This is a genomic window from Shivajiella indica (genome assembly GCF_042683085.1).
Classification (GTDB): domain Bacteria; phylum Bacteroidota; class Bacteroidia; order Cytophagales; family Cyclobacteriaceae; genus Shivajiella; species Shivajiella indica.
The window spans coordinates 69,624-88,084 of sequence record NZ_JBHUIV010000006.1; the positions used below are offsets into that span (position 1 = coordinate 69,624).

Sequence of the window (18,461 nt, forward strand, 5' to 3'; positions counted from 1 at the left end):
TTATGGGTATATTTGATTTTTTAGGCAAAAAAAAAGCTCCAAAGTCAACGTTCGTCCAGCAGTATGAAGAACTATTTGAGCGAAAAATTCCATCAGTCCGTCCAATCAAACAACTTAATTTTGTAGTTATTGATACCGAAACTACAGGATTAGATCCTCAAAAAGATTATATAATTTCATTTGGGGGAATAAAGGTCAGTAATTACAGTATCAATTTGCATACTGCTAAAGAGCTTTATTTAGATTTTAAAATACAAAACAGAGAAAGCATTAAGGTGCATGAAATTATACAGCCTTTGGGAAGTATTCCGCTAAAGGATTTTGGGAACGAGGTTTTGGATTATATATCTTCAGATATTGTTGTAGGTCATCATATAGGTTTTGATCTGGCAATGCTGGAAAAGGCACTTAGACCTTTCGGATTAAAAAAAATCTTAAACCCTGTATTGGATACCCATTATTTGGCCATCCGATTAGAAAAGGGTCCTCATTTTGATTATTCTATGGCCAGACCTGGGGAATATGCCCTGGATAACCTTTGTGAAAGATTTGGGATTACTTTGGATGACAGGCATACGGCTGCGGGAGATGCATTTTTAACTGCCCAATTATTGATGAAATTGTTAAAAGCTGCTGAAAATAAAGGTATTAAGGATTTTGGTGATTTGTTTAGAAAAATTTGATCGCCCAATATTAGAATTCAATAAAATTACATTTTAACCTTTTCAAATGTTCTTGTTTCTTTGGGTCCCTGTTATTGATACAAAATTCAGTATGAAATCGGTGGGTCGATAAAAAATTGACCTGGATTTCAAGCCACTCTTTTTTTGTCAATGTTGGGTTGAAATAAATTAATTCTTTATACAAATTATTTGCCTGAACCTCATATAAATCGGTCCCAAGATATTCAAGGTCTGCATCCGCAATAATTTTATCCAATAAAGAAATTGGTCTTTGTGGAATTTTTGTTGCTCTGATCATCCCGCAAATCTGGGAAATTTCATAGGTACTGAAATCCCATGAAGGAAGTTCTTGACTTACCATTTCACAGGCTGTTTCTTCATGATTTTCTCTGCTTCTTAAAAAACCCATGTCATGAAAAAGTGCTGCTATCTTTAATAATTCGATTTCTTTCTTTTGGATGTTTTCCTCTTTTCCAATCATAATAGCCTTTTCGATTACATATTGGGTATGTTCTGGTGTATGATAGGTGTAATAAGAAGGAGTTTCCTCCTTCAGTTTAGAAAAAAAGATTTCAAATATTTGGCTATATATCTCCATTTGTTGATTTGAAATTGACAGAAAAGGGCAATTTAAACCTATTCTTTTCTACCAAGTATAAAAAATATTATGAAATAAACATAAAAATTTTTGGATAAAATGAACATTATAGTCGTTTATTGGGCTTTTCTGATAATTTTTATACACTGCTAATTTATTTTTAATAAAAAGATACTTTTATTCCAAAACCTCATAGGCTTTTACCGGGTTTTGTTTGTTTTTTAAATCTAATAATCCCACTTCTTTTATTTTAAAAGATTCATTGACAATTTGGTAGCATTTTTCAGAAATCAGTATTTGATTTTTACCAGCTGCAGCCTGTAACCTTGCCGCCACATTAACAGTATCACCTATGACGGTATAATCCATCCTCTTTAGCGTAGTTGAACCTATATTGCCCCAAACCATATCCCCGGTATTAATACCAATGGACACATCCGGCTTAAAAGTTCCAGCATCCAACCCTACTACTTCCTGATGTATTTTTTTCTTGATGGCCAGGCAGGCATCAATAGCCCTGTCCAGATGGAATTCACCTTTGAAGGTTGCCATGACTGCATCCCCCAAAAATTTATCCACCACACCCTTTTCCTGAATGATTTCCTGAACCATAATGTCAAAATAGGTATTCAACATGTTTACAACCTTATCAGCCGGTTCATTTTCGGAAATAGTGGTGAATCCACATATGTCAATAAAAGCGACTGTACCCTCAACAATTTCATTATGGGAAAGTGCATTTTCTATTTCCTTTCCTCCCATAAAATTCAAAACGGTTTCATCAACATACATCTTAAGAATATTGTTTTCTTTTACCGCCTTAAAGGTTTCCCTTATCATTTGAACATGCTTAAGGGTTTTTTCAATTGTGATTTCAAGATCTGTAAAATTTACCGGTTTGGTTACAAAATCATATGCTCCCCTATTCATGGCAGTCCTTATATTATCCATATCACCATATGCAGATACGATCACAGATTTCAGCAAAGTATTTTTTTCATTGAGTTTGCTTAATAAAGTCAGGCCATCCATTTCGGGCATGTTGATATCACTGAGAACTACATCCACATCCGGATTCGATTCCAATTGTTCCAATGCATGTCTTCCATTAATGGCAAAAACAAATTCATATTCCTGTTGTCTTATTTTTTGACGGAATTTCTGTTTAATCAGAACTTCCAAATCTTCCTCATCATCTACTACCAGTATTTTTGCCATGGTTTTTTATAAAATTCAATTTCAATTTAGTAATTCTTTGATTTCTTTTTTCAAAGATTCAAAGTCAATGGGTTTAGTGAAAAATTCTTTGGCTCCTGAATTAATAGCCTTGTCATAGTTTTCACTGTCTCCATATGCTGAAATCATGCTTACGCTGATTTGTGGGAACCGTTCTTTAATTTTATTTAATAATTCAAGTCCGGTCATTCCAGGCATGTTGATGTCTGAAAATACATAAACCACACTTGGGGGATCAGATTCACCCAAAATTTCCAGGGCCTCTGATCCTGAAAAAGCAAAAATCAGTTCCAGATTATTATTTTTAACTTCTTTCCTGAATTTTTGCCTGAAAAGCATTTCTACATCCTTTTCGTCATCAACTATTAAAATTTTCATACTCACTTAAATTAATTGTTTTTAGGAATGGTAATTTTAAACCTTGTGAACTCACTCAGAACAGAATCAATTTCCAATGTTCCATTATGGTTTTTGACAATATCGTAAGTAATACTCAAGCCCAGACCAGTCCCTTCTGTCCCTTTTTTCGTGGTAAAGAAGGGCATTAATAATTTATCTTTATTTTCTTCAGCTATCCCTGGCCCATTGTCCTCTATGACCATGACAACTTCAGTCCCCAAATCTTCGGTTTTGATTTTCAGTTTGGGGAGGTAAGATCTGTTTTCTTTACCAACCAAATTTCCATTAGTTTGATTTAATTCTTCTGATTTTATTTTTTCCTCTTCAACTTTATCTCTCATGGCATCAAAGGCATTTTTGCAAAGATTGAGGATTATACGGCTGAAGTCTTCAGGGTTGAGATTAACTTTTTCTATTTTATCATCTAAATCCAGTTGGATACTGACATTGATGGGATTTTTATTGGCCCGCATCCCATGGAAAGCTAAATTGACATATTCTTTGACCAATTCATTTAAATCTGTAGGCTCCATTATACCCTTTCCTCCCCGGGAATGCATCAACATGGACTTGACTATTCCATCCGCTCTTGATCCGTGCTGCAGTATTTTTTGTAGGTTGTATTTTACATCCTCCATTAGTGTCTTCACTTCATCTGTTATCTCTTTATCTTCAAGTTTTTCGAGTTGCTCATTAATTTCATCCAAATACTCCAGACTGAGTTCTGAAAAATTATTAACAAAGTTCAGAGGGTTTTTAATTTCATGTGCAATACCTGCGGTTAATTGTCCCAAGCTGGCCAATTTTTCCTGTTGTACCAGTTGCTGCTGCGTAGCCTTCAGTTCATTGTAAGCTAACTCTATTTCCTTGGCATGGGACAATTCCCGCTCGCGGGCTATATTTCTTTCTTTGGCCAATATTCTACTCCTTTGATACCTATCTACTAAAAAGACCAAAAATGCAGCTGTTACTATGTAAAGAAAATAGGCCCAAGTGGAAAAGTACCAAGGAGGGAGAATACGGAAAGCATAGGTGATTTCTTCACTTTCTTCATTATATATATTTTTTGACTTTACCCTGAAAGTGTAATGGCCTGCTGGAAGGTAATTATATTCTTTGAAGGCACTTTTGCTCCATTGGGACCAATCTTTATCAAACCCTTCCAGAAATGTTTGGTATTCAGTAAGGTCTTCGTGTTCAAAGAACGGACTTGCAAAAGCAATTCTCAAAGAATTATTTGCATAAGCCAATTCAGGAACCTCATTTTCATTAATTTGTTTTTTATGGCTCAAGGTATCATTGCCTGCAATAATTTGTGTAAAATAAATTGGCGTTTGCTTTTTTTGATCAATGGTATTTTCCCCATCAATTCTAATCAATCCCTCCTCAGTTCCTAACCATATTACCCCATTGGGTTCAGAAAAAAAGGCAGTGATAACTTCTCCGGTAAATAAATTAAGAGGGTAATCTTTGATTTCATAGCTGCCCTCTGATGTAGGTAATGCTAGTTTTTTTTCATTTCCATAAAGGATCAAAACCCTTCCTAAATTGTCCTCAAAAAGATTGGTGTTTTCAACACTTATATCAACTTTTTGGGTGGAAAAACTTAAAATGGTGTCCCTTTCAAATTGGGAAGTGGCTTTATTATAGGTAAAGAAACCTGTTACAGTTGGAAAATAAGCCTTATTTCTAACTTTAGTAACATTTCCTGGGGAACCCACTAAGCCTTGATCTGTACCAATAAGTTCAGCGGTACTGTTTTTAAGGTCAATTTCGTTACTGGCGGTTCTGGCCAAATGGATTTTGTAGACCACTCCTGCCTGAGTTCCGGCCCACAAGATTCCATCTTCATCTTCAACTAAATTATAGACATCCATCGAAATTCCGTTCAGATCCCCCAGATACTCCCAATCCCCATATTTCCCGCTGCCGGGAATTATTTTTCTATTGAAGACTGAGACCCCCTGAGAACCGCTGCAATACATTAAATCGGGATATTTGGAAGAAATAGCAACATCCAAAAGCTGGAAATTGCCCCCAACGGATTCTTTGATTGTGATTACTTTATCTTCTTTTATTGCTACAAGTCCGTCTGTGGCTATCAGTAGTTCATCACGGTCCAAGGTCATTTGAAAAATTTGTGAAAAGGGGACTCCAGGGACATTGTTAACAATACCGGTTCCCTTATCCAATTTTAATACCTCCAGGGCTGTACCAATGTAAAGGTCTCCATTCATAGAATTCAGGGAGAGAATATTTGTATTGGCTGTCTTTGAATAAACAAACCTGCTCAAGGGAGAAGATATGTCGATTTTGGCGAGCCCATTTTCAGTTCCTGTCCATAATTGACCGGATTTATCCAAATATATGGAGTATATGGAATCATCAGGAATACCATTGCTTACGTTGAAAACATTGGTAACCTTTCCTTTTTTATCGATGATATATATGCCTTTTCCAGCATATGCCAGTATATATTTATTTTCTCCTAATGGGATGCTTTTATAAAGTCGGTTACTTTCTCCCGGTTCGTAAGCATTAGAGTCGAACCTCTTGAAGTTCTTTCCATCGTAATGAAAGAATCCGCTTGCAAACATTCCTACGATAAATTCTTCTTGATTTCCATACGGCAAAAGTACCTGTAACCTTTCAGCGCCCAAAAATTCACTTCCAGGAATCAATTCCAATTTTCCATTCACCATCCTGAAAAGCCCTAATTCCTGTTGGTGTACATAGTAAACCCCATTATGATAAAAAGTATACATAAATGCCGTATCCGGCTTCCATATATCAATGATAGGCTGATCATACCCGTTTTTAAAATCAAAAATGAAAATGACATCTCTAGTTTGGAAGTAGAATTTGCCATTTACTTTTTGAATAGTCCATACATCATTGAATATCTGTTCTTCTTTAGGAAGAAATGATACTAAGGAGACCAAAACTGTATTTCCCCTTATATCCTGATCAAAATAGCCAAAATCACCTAAAGCACCATAATAAACCCTTCCGTCTTCATCTTTTAAAAATGCCCTGTTGCTTACAGAAATCGAGGAATTTGGAAATTTAAGTTTATTCCAACTGACACCATTATATTCAATTATTCCGGCACTTGTTCCAAAATACATCAAGCCCCTTTCATCTTGGATAATACTCCAGATCTGATTGTGGCCTTTGTAGTCTCTCGGAGAGTAAGTTGTAATAGTTGGAAGTCCTTTGCTGGAATTGATTTGTGAAAAGGAGATATTGACTGAAACAAATACAAAAAGAAAAAATAACCCAATTCCTCCAATAAAGGTCAGGTCCATTTTACTTTTTGACTGCCAGGAATTCGCCTTCATAAAAAACTTTATAGTAGGTAAAATACCAAAACTTATTGAATTATAATTATTTGGGTAAACATAAATGTAAGAAACTTTTTTTAAGTAAAACTGAATATTTTCAAGAGAAAGAATAATTTTTCAGAAACAAGGTTAGTTTTTATTCTTCCTTTACAAAACAATGAATAAAGCGATTACTCATTTGGCAGGACAATTTTGAATTCAGTTCCCTTTCCTTTTTTGGAGGTGACTGAAATTTCACCACCATGCGCTTTGATGATGTCATAGGTAAGTGATAAGCCCAAACCTGTCCCTTGCCCTGTCGGTTTGGTGGTAAAAAAGGGTTGAAAAATTTTTTCTTTAATTTCTTCGGGGATACCCAAACCATTATCTGAAACCTTGATTTCAAATTTACTTCCCAAATTTTTAGTGGAAACCTTTACCTGTGGAGAATAAGGTTTAGATCCCTTTCCTTCGTATATATCAGGGTCTGCAATATCGCCCTCAGAACCGATAAGCTCTTTTTTGGAGCGTTCATGGCAGGCATAGAAGGCGTTATTGATCAAATTTAACAAAACCCTTCCTAAATCCTGGGGTATGATTTTGACCAAGGGCATATTGGGATCCAATTCAGATTTGAAATCGGAATTAAAGGACTTATCCTTTGATCTATATCCATGAAAGGAAAGCTTTAGGTATTCTTCTGCCAGAGAATTTATATCTGTTGGAACTTTTTCACCAGTGTTATTTCTACTGTGTTCCAGCATTCCCTTGACAATTGCGTCTGCTCTTTTTCCATGATGTTTGATTTTTTCCAAATTTTGTTTGATATCAGAAAGGATTTCATCTTCCTCCTGATCAAGTTGGGATTTTGGAAAGGATTCAGACTTCTTAGATCTTAAAACAAGGATTTCCTGAACCAATTCATTACTCACTTCTGAAAAGTTGGTTACAAAATTCAGGGGATTTTGGATTTCATGGGCAATACCTGCCGTTAATTCTCCTAAAGAAGCCATCTTTTCTGCATGGATCAATTGAGCCTGTGTGGCCTTTAGGTCATCCAATGCTTTTTCAAGGGCCTCTTTTTGTTGGCGCAATGCAGCTGTCCTTTCAGCTACCTCCAATTCCAGTTTTGCCTTCAGAGCTTCTGTTATTTCCAGCTCCTTTTCACGTTCTTCGGCTTTAATTCTTTCTTTTTCAAGCGCTTTTTTCTGTTTCCTGTAAGTGATATAAGCAGAAATCATCCAGAAAAAGGCAAAGAAAGAGGCTACATCTAACCAATTTTCCAAAAAATCGTGCATGGTGGGCCATGCCAATTGGAGGATGTCGTCAAGTATTGAGATACCAATTAACGGAAGTGCAGCATAAACCAAGGACTTCGTATTGGCGAATTCAGGATTATTGAGGATAGTCGAAACTATGTAGGAGATGAAAAGTATGCTGAGAGTTTTGGCTATCAAACTTCCCGCTATACCGGAACCCTGTAATCCTATCAGAAAAATGACGATTACCAACCCAATATTTATCTGTTTTTTCCAATGAGATGGAATTTCCCCTTTAATTGCTTGTTGCCGTAGGTAGAACAAAAATATAAAAGAGGCGATATTCTCAATACCCATAATAAATCGGTTAATAGTTGTGAACAGGTCTTTTCTTTTGACTTATTCTGGCCTAAAGGAATATTATTTTAAAAGGTTTAAACAAAGTTCGTCCTAAATATTATATTTGGGCTTAACCCTACCAGAATTTCTCCTCTTCCGATAAGCCTTTGAGGAAGAGTTTGGTTTGATCATGTCCTTTTTTTACCACCTTCTTCCATTGACTATCATCCAGGAGACTAACTGCTCGGAGATTGATGTCTAGGAGTAAAGAAACTTTAGATTTATTGATTTCTGCCTTCTGACGTGGATTTAGTGTCATAGAATTGACCATTACGGTGGTGATGACTGGATTATCATACACTTTTTTCTTGGTGAATTTCTCTTTGATCTGATCCCAAACCGATGGATTGGCATGTAAATCTACTTTTTCAGGCTCTGTTCCCGTCAAAGAAACAGCGATTATATGTTTGATTGGATAACGGTACATCGGATCGATAGGTATTTTATCTGATAGAGCGCCATCTACATAAATTTGGTCATTGATTACAACAGGCGGAAATATCCCGGGAGAAGTAAAGCTTTCCTGGACTTTTTGCCAGGCCGGACCTGTACGATGAACCTTAACTTCATTGTTTGAAATGTCGGTCGAAACACAATATGAGGTTATCCAGAAGTCCTCTAGACTTGAATTTTGAAATGTTTTTTTGGTAAATTCTTCAATTTTTTTGTAACTGTTTTTTGAAAAATAGGTAAGCATAAAATCATTGATTCCAGATTCAATGGATGCAGAATCATTGCAGGTTTTTTCGATGCTTTCAAAATCAAAATCTGCAAAAGTCATGCTCATCCCATAAATGGCACCAGCGCTGGAGCCTCCAACAAAATCAATTTCAAGACCGGCTTCTAATAATGCTTTCACAGCACCTATGTGGGCATATCCTTTCGAATTGCTTCCTCCTAGGACAAGTCCAATCGCCTGATTGGAAATAATTCTGCAAAGCCTACGAATATCCCTGGGATTATTCTTTCTGGCATGAATATGCAGGGATAGGTTTCTATTTTTGAACCATTTTTCCGTATTTTCCGGCAGTCCAGCATCCTCGGGATGGAGCAAAAGCAGGTATTTTTTTCTATTTAGAATTGAATTTTCATAAAGATTCTGTTCTATTTCTACAGGGTAAAGATTTGGGTCTGCATGAAAATCAGATGCCAAAATGATCAAGTCGGCATTTAAAAGGCATTTTTTGGTCCACTCTGAATCATTGCCATCGCACAACAAAAGATTAAGCCCTTGAAAAGATTCCAAAACTTCCATTATGGGTTTAGCACTTTTACCCAAGTCGGATTCCTCTGAAAGAACTTGGGTAGGTAGGTATAGGGATGCGAAATGCTTTTTTAATTCCTCAATCCAAAAACCGATCTTTAGGTCTTTTTGTAAGGGAAGGAGAACTATATTTTTTGGAGCGGACTCTACATTCTTTTCAAGTTCATTCCTACGCATTCTTTTGATAACAAATCTGGTCAATGCTGAGGCAAATCCAGGATTTTTGGATACAACACTATGATAATGATCCTGATTTATCTCTAAAACGACTGACTTTCGGATGGCTACAACTCCAGCCATCCTTGGTTCGCCTGTAAAAAGAGCAATTTCACCAACCGGTTCTCCTTCTGCTATATCGCCTAAAACACTTATATGGGTCTTTTCCTGATTAATGGCCCTAAGTCTTCCTGAAAGGACGATATACAATTCATTTTTTTTGTCCCCCTGTTTGAATAAATATTCTCCTGAATCAAGTTCTATTTTTTTCCCACTTTCAAAAATCTGTTTGAGACTATTCTCTTCCATCTCTCCAAAAAGATTGACAAGGAGCCTCCGATAGTGGTCATCAAATATGAAATTCGTATACATAGACTTTTTTCCTTAATTTATATGGAATTTTTCTAAAAAGGTAAAAAAATAAAAAAAACTGTTCCAGTTAGTGCCTTTTTACCCTTTTGCCATTATCCCGCCATCAATGGTATAAACACTTCCGGTAATCCATGAGGCCTCATCTGAAATTAAAAATAAACTTAATTTGGCAATGTCTTCTGCTGTGCCCAATCTTTGTAAAAGGGTGTTTTTCCCGGCATTTTCTACAGCTTTTGCAGGGTCCGGAAATGCCACAGCGGAAGCATGGATCAATGGAGTATCTACCGGTCCTGGACAGATACAATTGATTCTGATTGTTGGACCATATTCCACAGCAGCTTGTTTGGCCAAGGATACAAGCGCTGCCTTTGAAGCACAATAAGCGGGATGATTTGGAAAAGATTTAAAAGCTGCGATTGAAGCGTTGATCACTACCGAAGCTGAGGGTAGTTTTAACATTTCCGGAATTGCAAATTTAAGCAGATAGAAAACCGAGGTGACATTGACCCCAAATGTTTCCTCCCATAGGTCGGGATCTAAATCGGTAATAGAACCCAGGCCCAAAATCCCGGCATTGGTCACCAAACCGTCCAATTGCCCAAAATTTTCAAGTGCCAGCTCCACCAAATTTTTATTGTAATCCATCTTCTTTAAATCCCCGGCAAGAAAGACGGCATTTCCTCCAATTCTCCTAATTTCCTCCAATGTTTGCGTTCCTCTGGATTGATCTCTTCCACTGAGAATCAGATTGCCACCTTCATTGGCAAATTTTAATGCGGTTGCTTTTCCCATCCCGCTGCTAGCGCCGGTAATGATAAATGTTTTTCCATTTGGTTTAAAACATAAAAATCTGAGTATACAAAATTTTGAAATTTTGCTTAAATATAGACCATCAAAATTAATTCTAATTTTATTCCCTTATAAACGGCATTAAATTCTGAAAATTATTAGATTTATAAACTAAAAGTAATAGCCATAGAGCAATAGTCCCAATTGACCATGAAGCCTACCAATACCCAAGATCCTGAGTACTACCATAAGGTGGTAGATTGCCAATATGCTTGCCCTGCTCATACGCCCGTCCCTGAATATATCCGATTGATTGCAGCTGAAAAATTTACAGAAGCCTATATGGTCAATTGGGAGTCCAATGTTTTTCCCGGAGTTTTAGGACGGACTTGTGACAGGCCTTGTGAACCCGCATGCCGAAGAGTTAGAGTTGAAGAGGAACCTGTTGCCATCTGCCGGCTCAAAAGGGTGGCTGCGGATAACAAAGGGGATGTTAAAAAACATATGCCCCAAGGTCCTTTTATACCTAATGGCAAGAAGATAGCGCTTATCGGAGGTGGTCCAGCTTCTTTAACCGTTGCCAGAGATTTGGCGCCATTGGGTTATGAAATTCACCTGTTTGATGAGCAAGTTGCTGGTGGAGGAATGATGAGGAGCCAGATTCCTTCATTCAGATTGCCTGAGGAAGTGCTCAACGAGGAAGTCAACTATATTCTGGATATGGGCATTCATACCCAGTTTCTGACTTATGTAAGCAGTATGAAGCAGGTGATTGATCAGGGCTATGATGCCATTTTCGTGGGTACGGGTGCCCCCAAAGGAAGAGATCTTCCAAAGTTGCCAGGGAGAAAAGAAGGGGACAAGTTTATCCATATCGGAATTGAATGGTTGGCCAACGTGGCGTTTGAACATACCAAATCCATATCCAAAAAAGTGATAGTGCTCGGAGGCGGGAACACAGCCATGGATTGTTGCAGGACTTCCAGAAGATTGGGGGGAAATCAGGTGAAAGTTGTAGTGAGGAGCCCCTTTGATGAGATGAAAGCCTCTCCTTGGGAAAAAGAAGATGCCTTGCATGAGGACATTGAAATCATCGACAACCATGTTCCTCTAAGTTTTGAAGTGGAAGACGGCAAATTGATAGGAATGAAGTTTCAAAAGGTCAAAGCCGTTTATGACGAAAAAGGGAAAAGGCAATTATTGCCTACCCCGGAACCGGATGTTTTTATTGAAGCAGATGAGGTTTTGATAGCCATTGGGCAAGAAAACAGCTTTCCTTGGATTGAAAGAGATTTGGGATTGGAGTTTGATCAGTGGGGAATGCCTGTTGTGGATGAGCTGACTTTTCAATCAACTTTAACCAAAGTGTTTTTTGGAGGAGATGCTGCTTTTGGACCAAAGAATGTGATTACTGCTGTAGCCCAAGGACATCAGGCTGCCGTGTCTATACACTTATTCTGTCAAGGTCAGGATTTAAGGAAAAGGCCTTCTCCCTATACTAATTTGGTCAGTCAAAAAATGGGTATTCATGAATGGAGTTATGATAGCAGTGTGGCGATAGATCAAAGATATGCGGTACCGCAGGCTTCTAAAAAAGTAACCCTCAAAGACAGAAAAAAAGAAGTGGAATTGGGATTCGATGTGTCTACTGCTTACAAAGAAACCCAAAGATGTCTAAACTGTGATGTTCAGACTGTATTTTCAGCAGACCGTTGTATTGAATGTGATGCCTGTATGGATGTATGTCCAACTTCCTGTATCACCTTTACCGCCAATGCAGAGGAACCTGAACTCCGCCAAAATTTACTGGTTCCCGCAGAAAATCTAGAACAGGATCTTTTAGTCTCGAAGGAACTTAAAACAGGAAGGGTAATGGTAAAAGACGAAGATGTTTGTTTGCATTGCGGTCTATGTGCCGAAAGGTGTCCAACTTCAGCCTGGGATATGCAGAAATTCTTCTATTCCGTTACCAAAGCCCATCAAATGCCAGCACCACTTCCCCAGATACAAAAATGAAAAATGCAATAAATGATTTTATAGTCCGGTTTGCCAACGTAAATGGGACCGGTTCTGCGAGTGCCAACTACCTGTTTGCAAAAACCATTTTCAGGATGGGCATACCTGTAACCCCTAAAAATATTTTCCCTTCAAACATTCAGGGATTACCCACCTGGTATGAAGTAAGGGTAAGTGAAAAAGGTTATTTAGGTAGGAGAGAAGGTATTGATCTAATGGTATGTGTCAATCCACAAAGTATGGCCCAGGATGTCAAGAATGTAAAGCCTGGTGGGTATTTTATGTATGACAGCACCAAAAAGCTTCCGGATGCCTATGTGAGAGAGGATATCCATTACCTAGGTATTCCCATGATGGAAATGTCCAATCAGGCATTTTCTGATCCAAGGAAGAGACAATTGCTCAAAAACATCATCTATGTGGGTGCCCTTTCAAAATTATTGAATATGGACGTAGAGGAGATTAAGAAGCTCATTGGAGAGCAATTTGAAGGAAAGGCACAATTAATAGAGGCCAACATGGAAGCCCTGAAACTTGGAATTGAATATGTCGAGGATCATTTCAAGTCTCCCCTTTCTTTTCATTTGGAAAGAAGAGATCTTATTGGGGATAAGATCATTGTGGATGGAAATACTGCTTGTGGACTTGGAGCTGTTTACGGAGGAGCCACTGTTATGGCTTGGTATCCTATTACTCCTTCTACCTCAGTAGCCGAGGCATTCGAACATTACTGTAAGGAATACCGGATTGATTCTGAAACGGGAGAACATAAATATGCAATTATCCAAGCGGAGGATGAATTAGCAGCAATGGGTATGGTCATAGGAGCAAACTGGAATGGAGCCAGAGCTTTTACAGCTACCAGTGGGCCAGGTGTTTCCCTAATGAATGAATTTTTAGGTCTTGCGTATTTTGCGGAAGTTCCCGCTGTGTTGGTGGATGTACAGAGGGCAGGTCCAAGTACAGGAATGCCAACCAGGACCCAGCAATCTGATCTGCTTTTGGCAGCTTATGCATCCCATGGAGATACCAAACATGTTTTGTTACTTCCTTCCACGCCAAAAGAATGTTTTGACATGACGGCCCAAAGTTTTGATCTGGCCGAAAGATTACAGACACCCATTATGGTCATGACAGATTTGGATCTGGGGATGAATGACCATATTTCAGAACCATTTCATTGGACAGATGAAAGGAAATACGACAGAGGTAAGGTTCTAAATTCAGAAGAGCTTGAGCATGTTGGCCGTTTTGGAAGGTATTTGGATGTAGATGGGGATGGGATTCCTTACCGTACCTATCCAGGGACACATCCTACCAAAGGGTCTTTCTTTACCAGAGGTACTTCCAAGGATGAATACGCTGCCTATACCGAAGATGGGGCAGCTTATAAAAGAAATATGGACAGGCTTTTAAAAAAATGGGAAACAGCAAAGAAACTGGTGCCTGCTGCTCAACTTTATCAAGTGACTAAGCATTCAGAATTAGGAATATTATTCTTTGGGACTTCTCAGTTCTCTTCAGAAGAGGCCAAAGATTTGTTGGAGGAAGAAGGCATTCAAGTTGATGCCATAAGAATCAGAGCTTTTCCATTTGGAGAAGAAGTTGTAGATTTTGTCAATTCACATCGTTTGATTTTTGTTATTGAACAAAACAGGGATGCCCAGATGAGAAATATGATGATCATGGAGCTTGGGACTGATCCTTCAAAACTAATTCCAGTCTTAAATTATGATGGTATGCCAATAACGGCTGATTCCATCAAGAATCAAATTACTAACTTTCTTATCAAAGAAAAATCAATGCATCATGAGTTATCTAAAACCGCTCTTTAGACATCCAAAATTGCCTAAGAATAAATTAGGCTATACCCTTAAGGAATATGAGGGATCCTTATCAACGCTTTGTGCAGGTTGTGGTCATGATAGCATCAGTGCGGCTATTGTTCAGGCATGTTTTGAAATGTCAGTAGAACCCCATAAAGTGGCAAAAATTTCAGGTATCGGTTGTTCCTCCAAAACACCCACTTATTTCCTTGGCAATTCTCATGGTTTTAATTCCGTCCACGGTAGAATGCCTTCAGTGGCTACTGGGGCTAATATGGCCAATAAAGAAATGGTGTACTTTGGTGTTTCCGGTGATGGGGATTCTGCTTCAATAGGTATGGGCCAATTTGTCCATGTAATCAGAAGAAACTTGAACATGGTTTACATTGTAATGAATAATGGCTGTTATGGTTTGACCAAAGGGCAGGACTCAGCAACTGCTGACCAGGGATCCAAAAGCAAGGCTGGATCCATCAATCCTTTTCAAGCTATAGATTTGGCCAGTTTGGCTATTGAATTGGGTGCTTCCTTTGTTGCCCAAAGTTTCAGTGGGGATAAACAGCAACTTGTTCCTTTGATCAAAGCGGCCATGCACCATAAGGGCTTTGCTTTTCTCAACGTGGTGTCTCCTTGTGTTACTTTCAACAATAACCCGGGCTCGACAAAATCTTATGATTATGTCAGGGAGCATATTGAAGCCACATCTACCTTGGATTTTGTTCCTGAAATGCCGGAAATTAAGGCATCTTACAAAGAAGGCAAATCCACCAAAATTGCCCTGCATGATGGATCATTGATACAATTGAATAAACTTGAAACCGATTGGGATCCAGAAGACCGGATATCTGCTGTGAATGCCCTTCAGCAGGCAAGGGTAAAAAATGAAATCCTGACAGGATTGTTATATGTGAATACCGAATGGAAAGACCTTCATGAAACTTTCAATACCTATCATAAGCCATTAAACGGGCTTGATGAGTCGGAATTATGTCCGGGAGAGCAGAATCTTCAGGCCATTAATTCAGGGTATAGGTAATATGCAAAAATTTTAATGTCTTGACCTCTTAAAAAACACGGAGAAATCCGTGTTTTTTATTTGGAATAAAGACTTTTATTTTTTTCGAAAAGTTTTGAAAAGGGTACAGCAGTGATGCCATGCAAAAAAATGCTGAGTAAGACCGTCAAAGAAATTACAGCAATAATGGTTTCATATCCCTCCGAACCCAGTTGGATAACAGCCATAAGAAGATAAAGAACGGAGGCTATACCTCTTGGGCCAAACCAACCTATAAATGCGATTGATTTTATATCAAGTCCAGAACCATAAAGGCTTAGGGCGACTGGTGCCATCCTTATTAAGGTTAGGCTGAGAATAGCATATAGTAGAACCTTCCAGTCCCAATTAGAATAGGACATGGGAACCAATAACAATCCAAAAAGGAGAAAAATAAACATAATGAATATTTGGGCCTCAGCTTCTCCAAACTCCCGGATTTTCTCCCTTATGATTTCAGTCTGGGTTCCTAACATGACTCCTGCAACAAAAGCAGCAATGAATCCATTTCCTCCAAAAGTTTCAGCTAGGAAATAAGATAAGACAGCTATGGCTATAGATGCCAACATTTGATAGGTATGGCTTATCCAATCTGCCTTTGAGGCCTTTTCAATCATTATACCTGCAAGCCAACCTACGAATCCACCGATTATGGGACCAAACAGGAATTGCTTTATAATGAAGGTAGACCAATAACTAAAATCATAGCTTGCATTGCTTTTTTCAGAGAGAATGGCCATGCAGATCAAAATAGGGGGTAAGGCGAAGCCGTCATTTAATCCACTTTCCACATTGATAGATTGGCGGATATTCAAGGGAACTTTATCGCTGGTGACTACTGCTTGGCCAAGTGCAGCATCTGTAGGGGCCAAGATCAGAGCCATCAATAATATTGGGAGAATACCAACTTGAGGAAACAAAGGAATAGCGGCCATGAATCCCAGGATCATGGTAAGTGGTAACCCAATGAACAATAGCCGGATAGGTATACTTTTCTCGGCAAATAATTTGGACCGGTCAACCGTTGTTCCGTCAATAAATAGGACTAAAATTAGTGTGAATTCTGCTATGGGTTTCACTAATTGCGCTTTTGGACCCTGGTATAGCAATTCAAAACCAAAAAATCCAGCCAAAAGACCTATTAGTACAAAAATCATTGGAGCTGTAAAGATGGTTTTCTCAGCTCGTTTGGAAACTATTCCGTAAACCAGAATAATTGCAGCCATGAATACAATCAAAGGATGGTCATGCATTGGCGGAGGTATGTATTTTGATGGAATAGCAATTAACTAAAAAAAATTATTATTTTGGATATGAAAGAGAGTTAAAGTATATGACATGAACTGGATTGACTCGGTATTTACATTAGGAATTTTGGCCCTCATTGGATTGATTTATGGGATTATTTGGATTATTGCCTTGGTCGATATGCTCAAATCTTCTTTTAAAGATCAGAATATGAAACTCATTTGGGCTGTAGTGCTTATTTTTGCAAATCCTATTGGTCCGATTGTTTATTTTATTTTGGCAAAAGAACAAAAAAACAAACCCTTTGAACCCGATAAATGATACGCTATGTTTGGATTAGGAGTTATTGGATTATTAATTTATGCCTACACCATTTATGATGTGGTCAGCAGTAAATTTGGAGGACAAAACGACAAAATTGTATGGGTTTTGGTGGTCCTTTTCCTTCCTTTATTGGGAACAATTCTCTGGTTTTTAATGGGGAAAAAAACTACGATTTAAAGGGATTTTTTGGCAAGTCATTTTGATTTTAAAAATATGACATTTACTGAAAGGAAATGACATTTCTTTGTGCGTCATCTTGAAGGAGGAACGACTGAAAGATCCCTTAATGGTCCAGTGATGGGACCCTTCACTACATTCATTGTGACGGTGTCAATAATTCTGTCAATGGTAGGCAGGAAGAACCTCAAGAGGATTAGAAAATAGATATTAAACACGAATAAAATCGCTGGAGATCCATCGTGCCTCGGGAGGACGGGTAACCAGATGTCACTTCCCTTTTTGAAATTGCAATATTACCCTTTCGAAAAATTATTTTCTTGATTCTTATCTCTTGGTGATCGTACCTTGCTTCAAATCTCAGGGTGTATTATATATTTTTTCCAAGGCTTCCTTCAAATTGGGATACCTGAACTCAAAACCAGCTTTCTGAATTTTTTTGGAAGAGACTTTATTGCCCCCCAAGACCATTTGTGCCATTTCTCCCAAAATGAGCTTAAGCACAAAACCGGGTACTCCTATTCCTAAAAATAACTTTCCTACCTTTTGTGCTGCTTTTTGGGTCAGTTCCTCATTGGTTGCCGGCTTTGGCCCTACGGCATTGTATATCCCTTTCACCTGTTCATTTTCCAGGGCAAAGAGGAATATTCTTGCGAGGTCCTGAATAGCGATCCAACTCATCCATTGTTTACCGTTGCCCAATGGAGCCGCCACAGGGGGCCTGAACATTTCAACCAAGGCCCCGCCCTTATTGTCTAAAACAATCCCTATACGGAGGATTACAGTCCTTATTCCAGACAGTTCAATTTGTTTCACTTTACTTTCCCAAGCGACAACAACTTGAGCTAAAAAATCATTTCCTGCGGTAGAGTTTTCTTCCATCCAGGTATCTCCCGTATTGAATCCATAAAAGCCTACCGCAGAAGCAGAGACAAAAACTTTTGGTTTTTTATCCGATTGCTCCATAGCCTGCAAAAGTAGTTCTGTAGATTTGGTTCTGCTTTCCAAGATGGCTTTTTTGCGGGAAGCTGTCCACCTCTTGTCTGCTACGCCCTCGCCTGCAAGATGGATGATACCATCAGCCCATGGGATGGCCTGTGGGTCTATGCTCATGCCATCCACATCCCAGACAAACGACTTTTGGGTGTTTTTTTTAGGGCTTCTACTAAGCCAGGCCACAGCATAACCTTTTCTTTCCAGTAATTCAGTAATTTTTTTCCCCACCAATCCGGAACCTCCGGAAATCAAAATATTTTTCATGTCATTACTTTTCCTGTA

General features: G+C 38.4%; 15 protein-coding genes. 6 read left to right on the forward strand and 9 right to left on the reverse strand.

Annotated elements, in window-relative coordinates; all coding sequences use genetic code 11:
- Positions 1-2 precede the first annotated feature (2 nt).
- Entirely contained in the window at positions 3-683 is a 681-nt protein-coding gene (locus ACFSKV_RS02850) for a 3'-5' exonuclease (protein ID WP_380800208.1), read from the forward strand.
- Positions 684-693: 10 nt separating this feature from the next.
- Here ACFSKV_RS02850 and ACFSKV_RS02855 read toward each other — a convergent pair whose 3' ends face one another.
- The 7 genes from ACFSKV_RS02855 to ACFSKV_RS02885 form a co-directional block, all read right to left on the reverse strand.
- Positions 694-1,281, reverse strand: coding sequence for an HD domain-containing protein (locus ACFSKV_RS02855; RefSeq protein ID WP_380800209.1), 588 nt, complete (start codon positions 1,279-1,281; stop codon positions 694-696).
- Positions 1,282-1,458: 177 nt separating this feature from the next.
- Positions 1,459-2,499 (reverse strand): adenylate/guanylate cyclase domain-containing protein, encoded by a 1,041-nt coding sequence (locus ACFSKV_RS02860; RefSeq protein ID WP_380800211.1) that lies wholly within the window; start codon positions 2,497-2,499, stop codon positions 1,459-1,461.
- A gap of 21 nt (positions 2,500-2,520) precedes the next feature.
- Positions 2,521-2,895 carry a response regulator gene (locus ACFSKV_RS02865; RefSeq protein WP_380800212.1) on the reverse strand — a complete coding sequence of 125 codons (375 nt, stop codon included), beginning with the start codon at positions 2,893-2,895 and terminating at the stop codon, positions 2,521-2,523.
- Between the two features lie 11 nt (positions 2,896-2,906).
- Positions 2,907-6,257: a sensor histidine kinase gene (locus tag ACFSKV_RS02870; RefSeq protein ID WP_380800213.1), complete on the reverse strand. Its 3,351-nt coding sequence runs from the start codon at positions 6,255-6,257 to the stop codon at positions 2,907-2,909.
- 173 nt (positions 6,258-6,430) lie between these two features.
- Positions 6,431-7,855: a sensor histidine kinase gene (locus ACFSKV_RS02875; protein WP_380800214.1), complete on the reverse strand. Its 1,425-nt coding sequence runs from the start codon at positions 7,853-7,855 to the stop codon at positions 6,431-6,433.
- A 118-nt stretch (positions 7,856-7,973) separates the two neighbouring features.
- On the reverse strand, positions 7,974-9,749 hold the full coding sequence (locus ACFSKV_RS02880) for a cyclic nucleotide-binding and patatin-like phospholipase domain-containing protein (RefSeq protein WP_380800215.1): 1,776 nt from the start codon (positions 9,747-9,749) through the stop codon (positions 7,974-7,976).
- Positions 9,750-9,827: 78 nt separating this feature from the next.
- Positions 9,828-10,622, reverse strand: coding sequence for an SDR family NAD(P)-dependent oxidoreductase (locus ACFSKV_RS02885; RefSeq protein WP_380800288.1), 795 nt, complete (start codon positions 10,620-10,622; stop codon positions 9,828-9,830).
- A 126-nt stretch (positions 10,623-10,748) separates the two neighbouring features.
- Between ACFSKV_RS02885 and ACFSKV_RS02890 the strand changes: the two genes are divergently transcribed.
- The 3 genes from ACFSKV_RS02890 to ACFSKV_RS02900 are packed head-to-tail and all read left to right on the forward strand — an operon-like array spanning position 10,749 to position 15,416.
- A complete protein-coding gene (locus ACFSKV_RS02890; RefSeq protein WP_380800217.1) occupies positions 10,749-12,554 on the forward strand; it encodes an FAD-dependent oxidoreductase in 1,806 nt (601 codons plus the stop codon).
- Positions 12,551-14,389, forward strand: coding sequence for a 2-oxoacid:acceptor oxidoreductase subunit alpha (locus ACFSKV_RS02895; protein ID WP_380800220.1), 1,839 nt, complete (start codon positions 12,551-12,553; stop codon positions 14,387-14,389). The genes ACFSKV_RS02890 and ACFSKV_RS02895 overlap by 4 nt, the downstream gene beginning before the upstream one ends.
- Positions 14,364-15,416: a 2-oxoacid:ferredoxin oxidoreductase subunit beta gene (locus ACFSKV_RS02900; RefSeq protein ID WP_380800221.1), complete on the forward strand. Its 1,053-nt coding sequence runs from the start codon at positions 14,364-14,366 to the stop codon at positions 15,414-15,416. The genes ACFSKV_RS02895 and ACFSKV_RS02900 overlap by 26 nt, the downstream gene beginning before the upstream one ends.
- Before the next feature lie 56 nt (positions 15,417-15,472).
- Here ACFSKV_RS02900 and ACFSKV_RS02905 read toward each other — a convergent pair whose 3' ends face one another.
- On the reverse strand, positions 15,473-16,687 hold the full coding sequence (locus ACFSKV_RS02905; protein WP_380800222.1) for a cation:proton antiporter: 1,215 nt from the start codon (positions 16,685-16,687) through the stop codon (positions 15,473-15,475).
- A gap of 85 nt (positions 16,688-16,772) precedes the next feature.
- On the opposite strand from ACFSKV_RS02905, the gene ACFSKV_RS02910 reads away from it, so the two are divergent.
- Both ACFSKV_RS02910 and ACFSKV_RS02915 read left to right on the forward strand, forming a co-directional pair.
- On the forward strand, positions 16,773-17,003 hold the full coding sequence (locus ACFSKV_RS02910) for a PLDc N-terminal domain-containing protein (protein WP_380800224.1): 231 nt from the start codon (positions 16,773-16,775) through the stop codon (positions 17,001-17,003).
- A 6-nt stretch (positions 17,004-17,009) separates the two neighbouring features.
- Entirely contained in the window at positions 17,010-17,183 is a 174-nt protein-coding gene (locus ACFSKV_RS02915; RefSeq protein ID WP_380800226.1) for a PLDc N-terminal domain-containing protein, read from the forward strand.
- 360 nt (positions 17,184-17,543) lie between these two features.
- Here the strand turns inward: ACFSKV_RS02915 and ACFSKV_RS02920 are convergent, their stop codons facing one another.
- A complete protein-coding gene (locus ACFSKV_RS02920) occupies positions 17,544-18,443 on the reverse strand; it encodes a TIGR01777 family oxidoreductase (protein WP_380800228.1) in 900 nt (299 codons plus the stop codon).
- Positions 18,444-18,461: the final 18 nt, after the last annotated feature.

What these genes read in the sequence shown, in the direction of transcription:
- ACFSKV_RS02860 (WP_380800211.1), bottom strand. Translation starts at nt 2,499, where the DNA reads ATGGCAAAAATACTGGTAGTAGATGATGAGGAAGATTTGGAAGTTCTG.
- ACFSKV_RS02895 (WP_380800220.1), top strand. Translation starts at nt 12,551, where the DNA reads ATGAAAAATGCAATAAATGATTTTATAGTCCGGTTTGCCAACGTAAAT.
- ACFSKV_RS02905 (WP_380800222.1), bottom strand. Translation starts at nt 16,687, where the DNA reads ATGCATGACCATCCTTTGATTGTATTCATGGCTGCAATTATTCTGGTT.
- ACFSKV_RS02875 (WP_380800214.1), bottom strand. Translation starts at nt 7,855, where the DNA reads ATGGGTATTGAGAATATCGCCTCTTTTATATTTTTGTTCTACCTACGG.
- ACFSKV_RS02870 (WP_380800213.1), bottom strand. Translation starts at nt 6,257, where the DNA reads ATGAAGGCGAATTCCTGGCAGTCAAAAAGTAAAATGGACCTGACCTTT.
- ACFSKV_RS02880 (WP_380800215.1), bottom strand. Translation starts at nt 9,749, where the DNA reads ATGTATACGAATTTCATATTTGATGACCACTATCGGAGGCTCCTTGTC.
- ACFSKV_RS02890 (WP_380800217.1), top strand. Translation starts at nt 10,749, where the DNA reads ATGAAGCCTACCAATACCCAAGATCCTGAGTACTACCATAAGGTGGTA.
- ACFSKV_RS02900 (WP_380800221.1), top strand. Translation starts at nt 14,364, where the DNA reads ATGAGTTATCTAAAACCGCTCTTTAGACATCCAAAATTGCCTAAGAAT.
- ACFSKV_RS02910 (WP_380800224.1), top strand. Translation starts at nt 16,773, where the DNA reads ATGAACTGGATTGACTCGGTATTTACATTAGGAATTTTGGCCCTCATT.
- ACFSKV_RS02915 (WP_380800226.1), top strand. Translation starts at nt 17,010, where the DNA reads ATGTTTGGATTAGGAGTTATTGGATTATTAATTTATGCCTACACCATT.
- ACFSKV_RS02855 (WP_380800209.1), bottom strand. Translation starts at nt 1,281, where the DNA reads ATGGAGATATATAGCCAAATATTTGAAATCTTTTTTTCTAAACTGAAG.
- ACFSKV_RS02920 (WP_380800228.1), bottom strand. Translation starts at nt 18,443, where the DNA reads ATGAAAAATATTTTGATTTCCGGAGGTTCCGGATTGGTGGGGAAAAAA.
- ACFSKV_RS02865 (WP_380800212.1), bottom strand. Translation starts at nt 2,895, where the DNA reads ATGAAAATTTTAATAGTTGATGACGAAAAGGATGTAGAAATGCTTTTC.
- ACFSKV_RS02850 (WP_380800208.1), top strand. Translation starts at nt 3, where the DNA reads ATGGGTATATTTGATTTTTTAGGCAAAAAAAAAGCTCCAAAGTCAACG.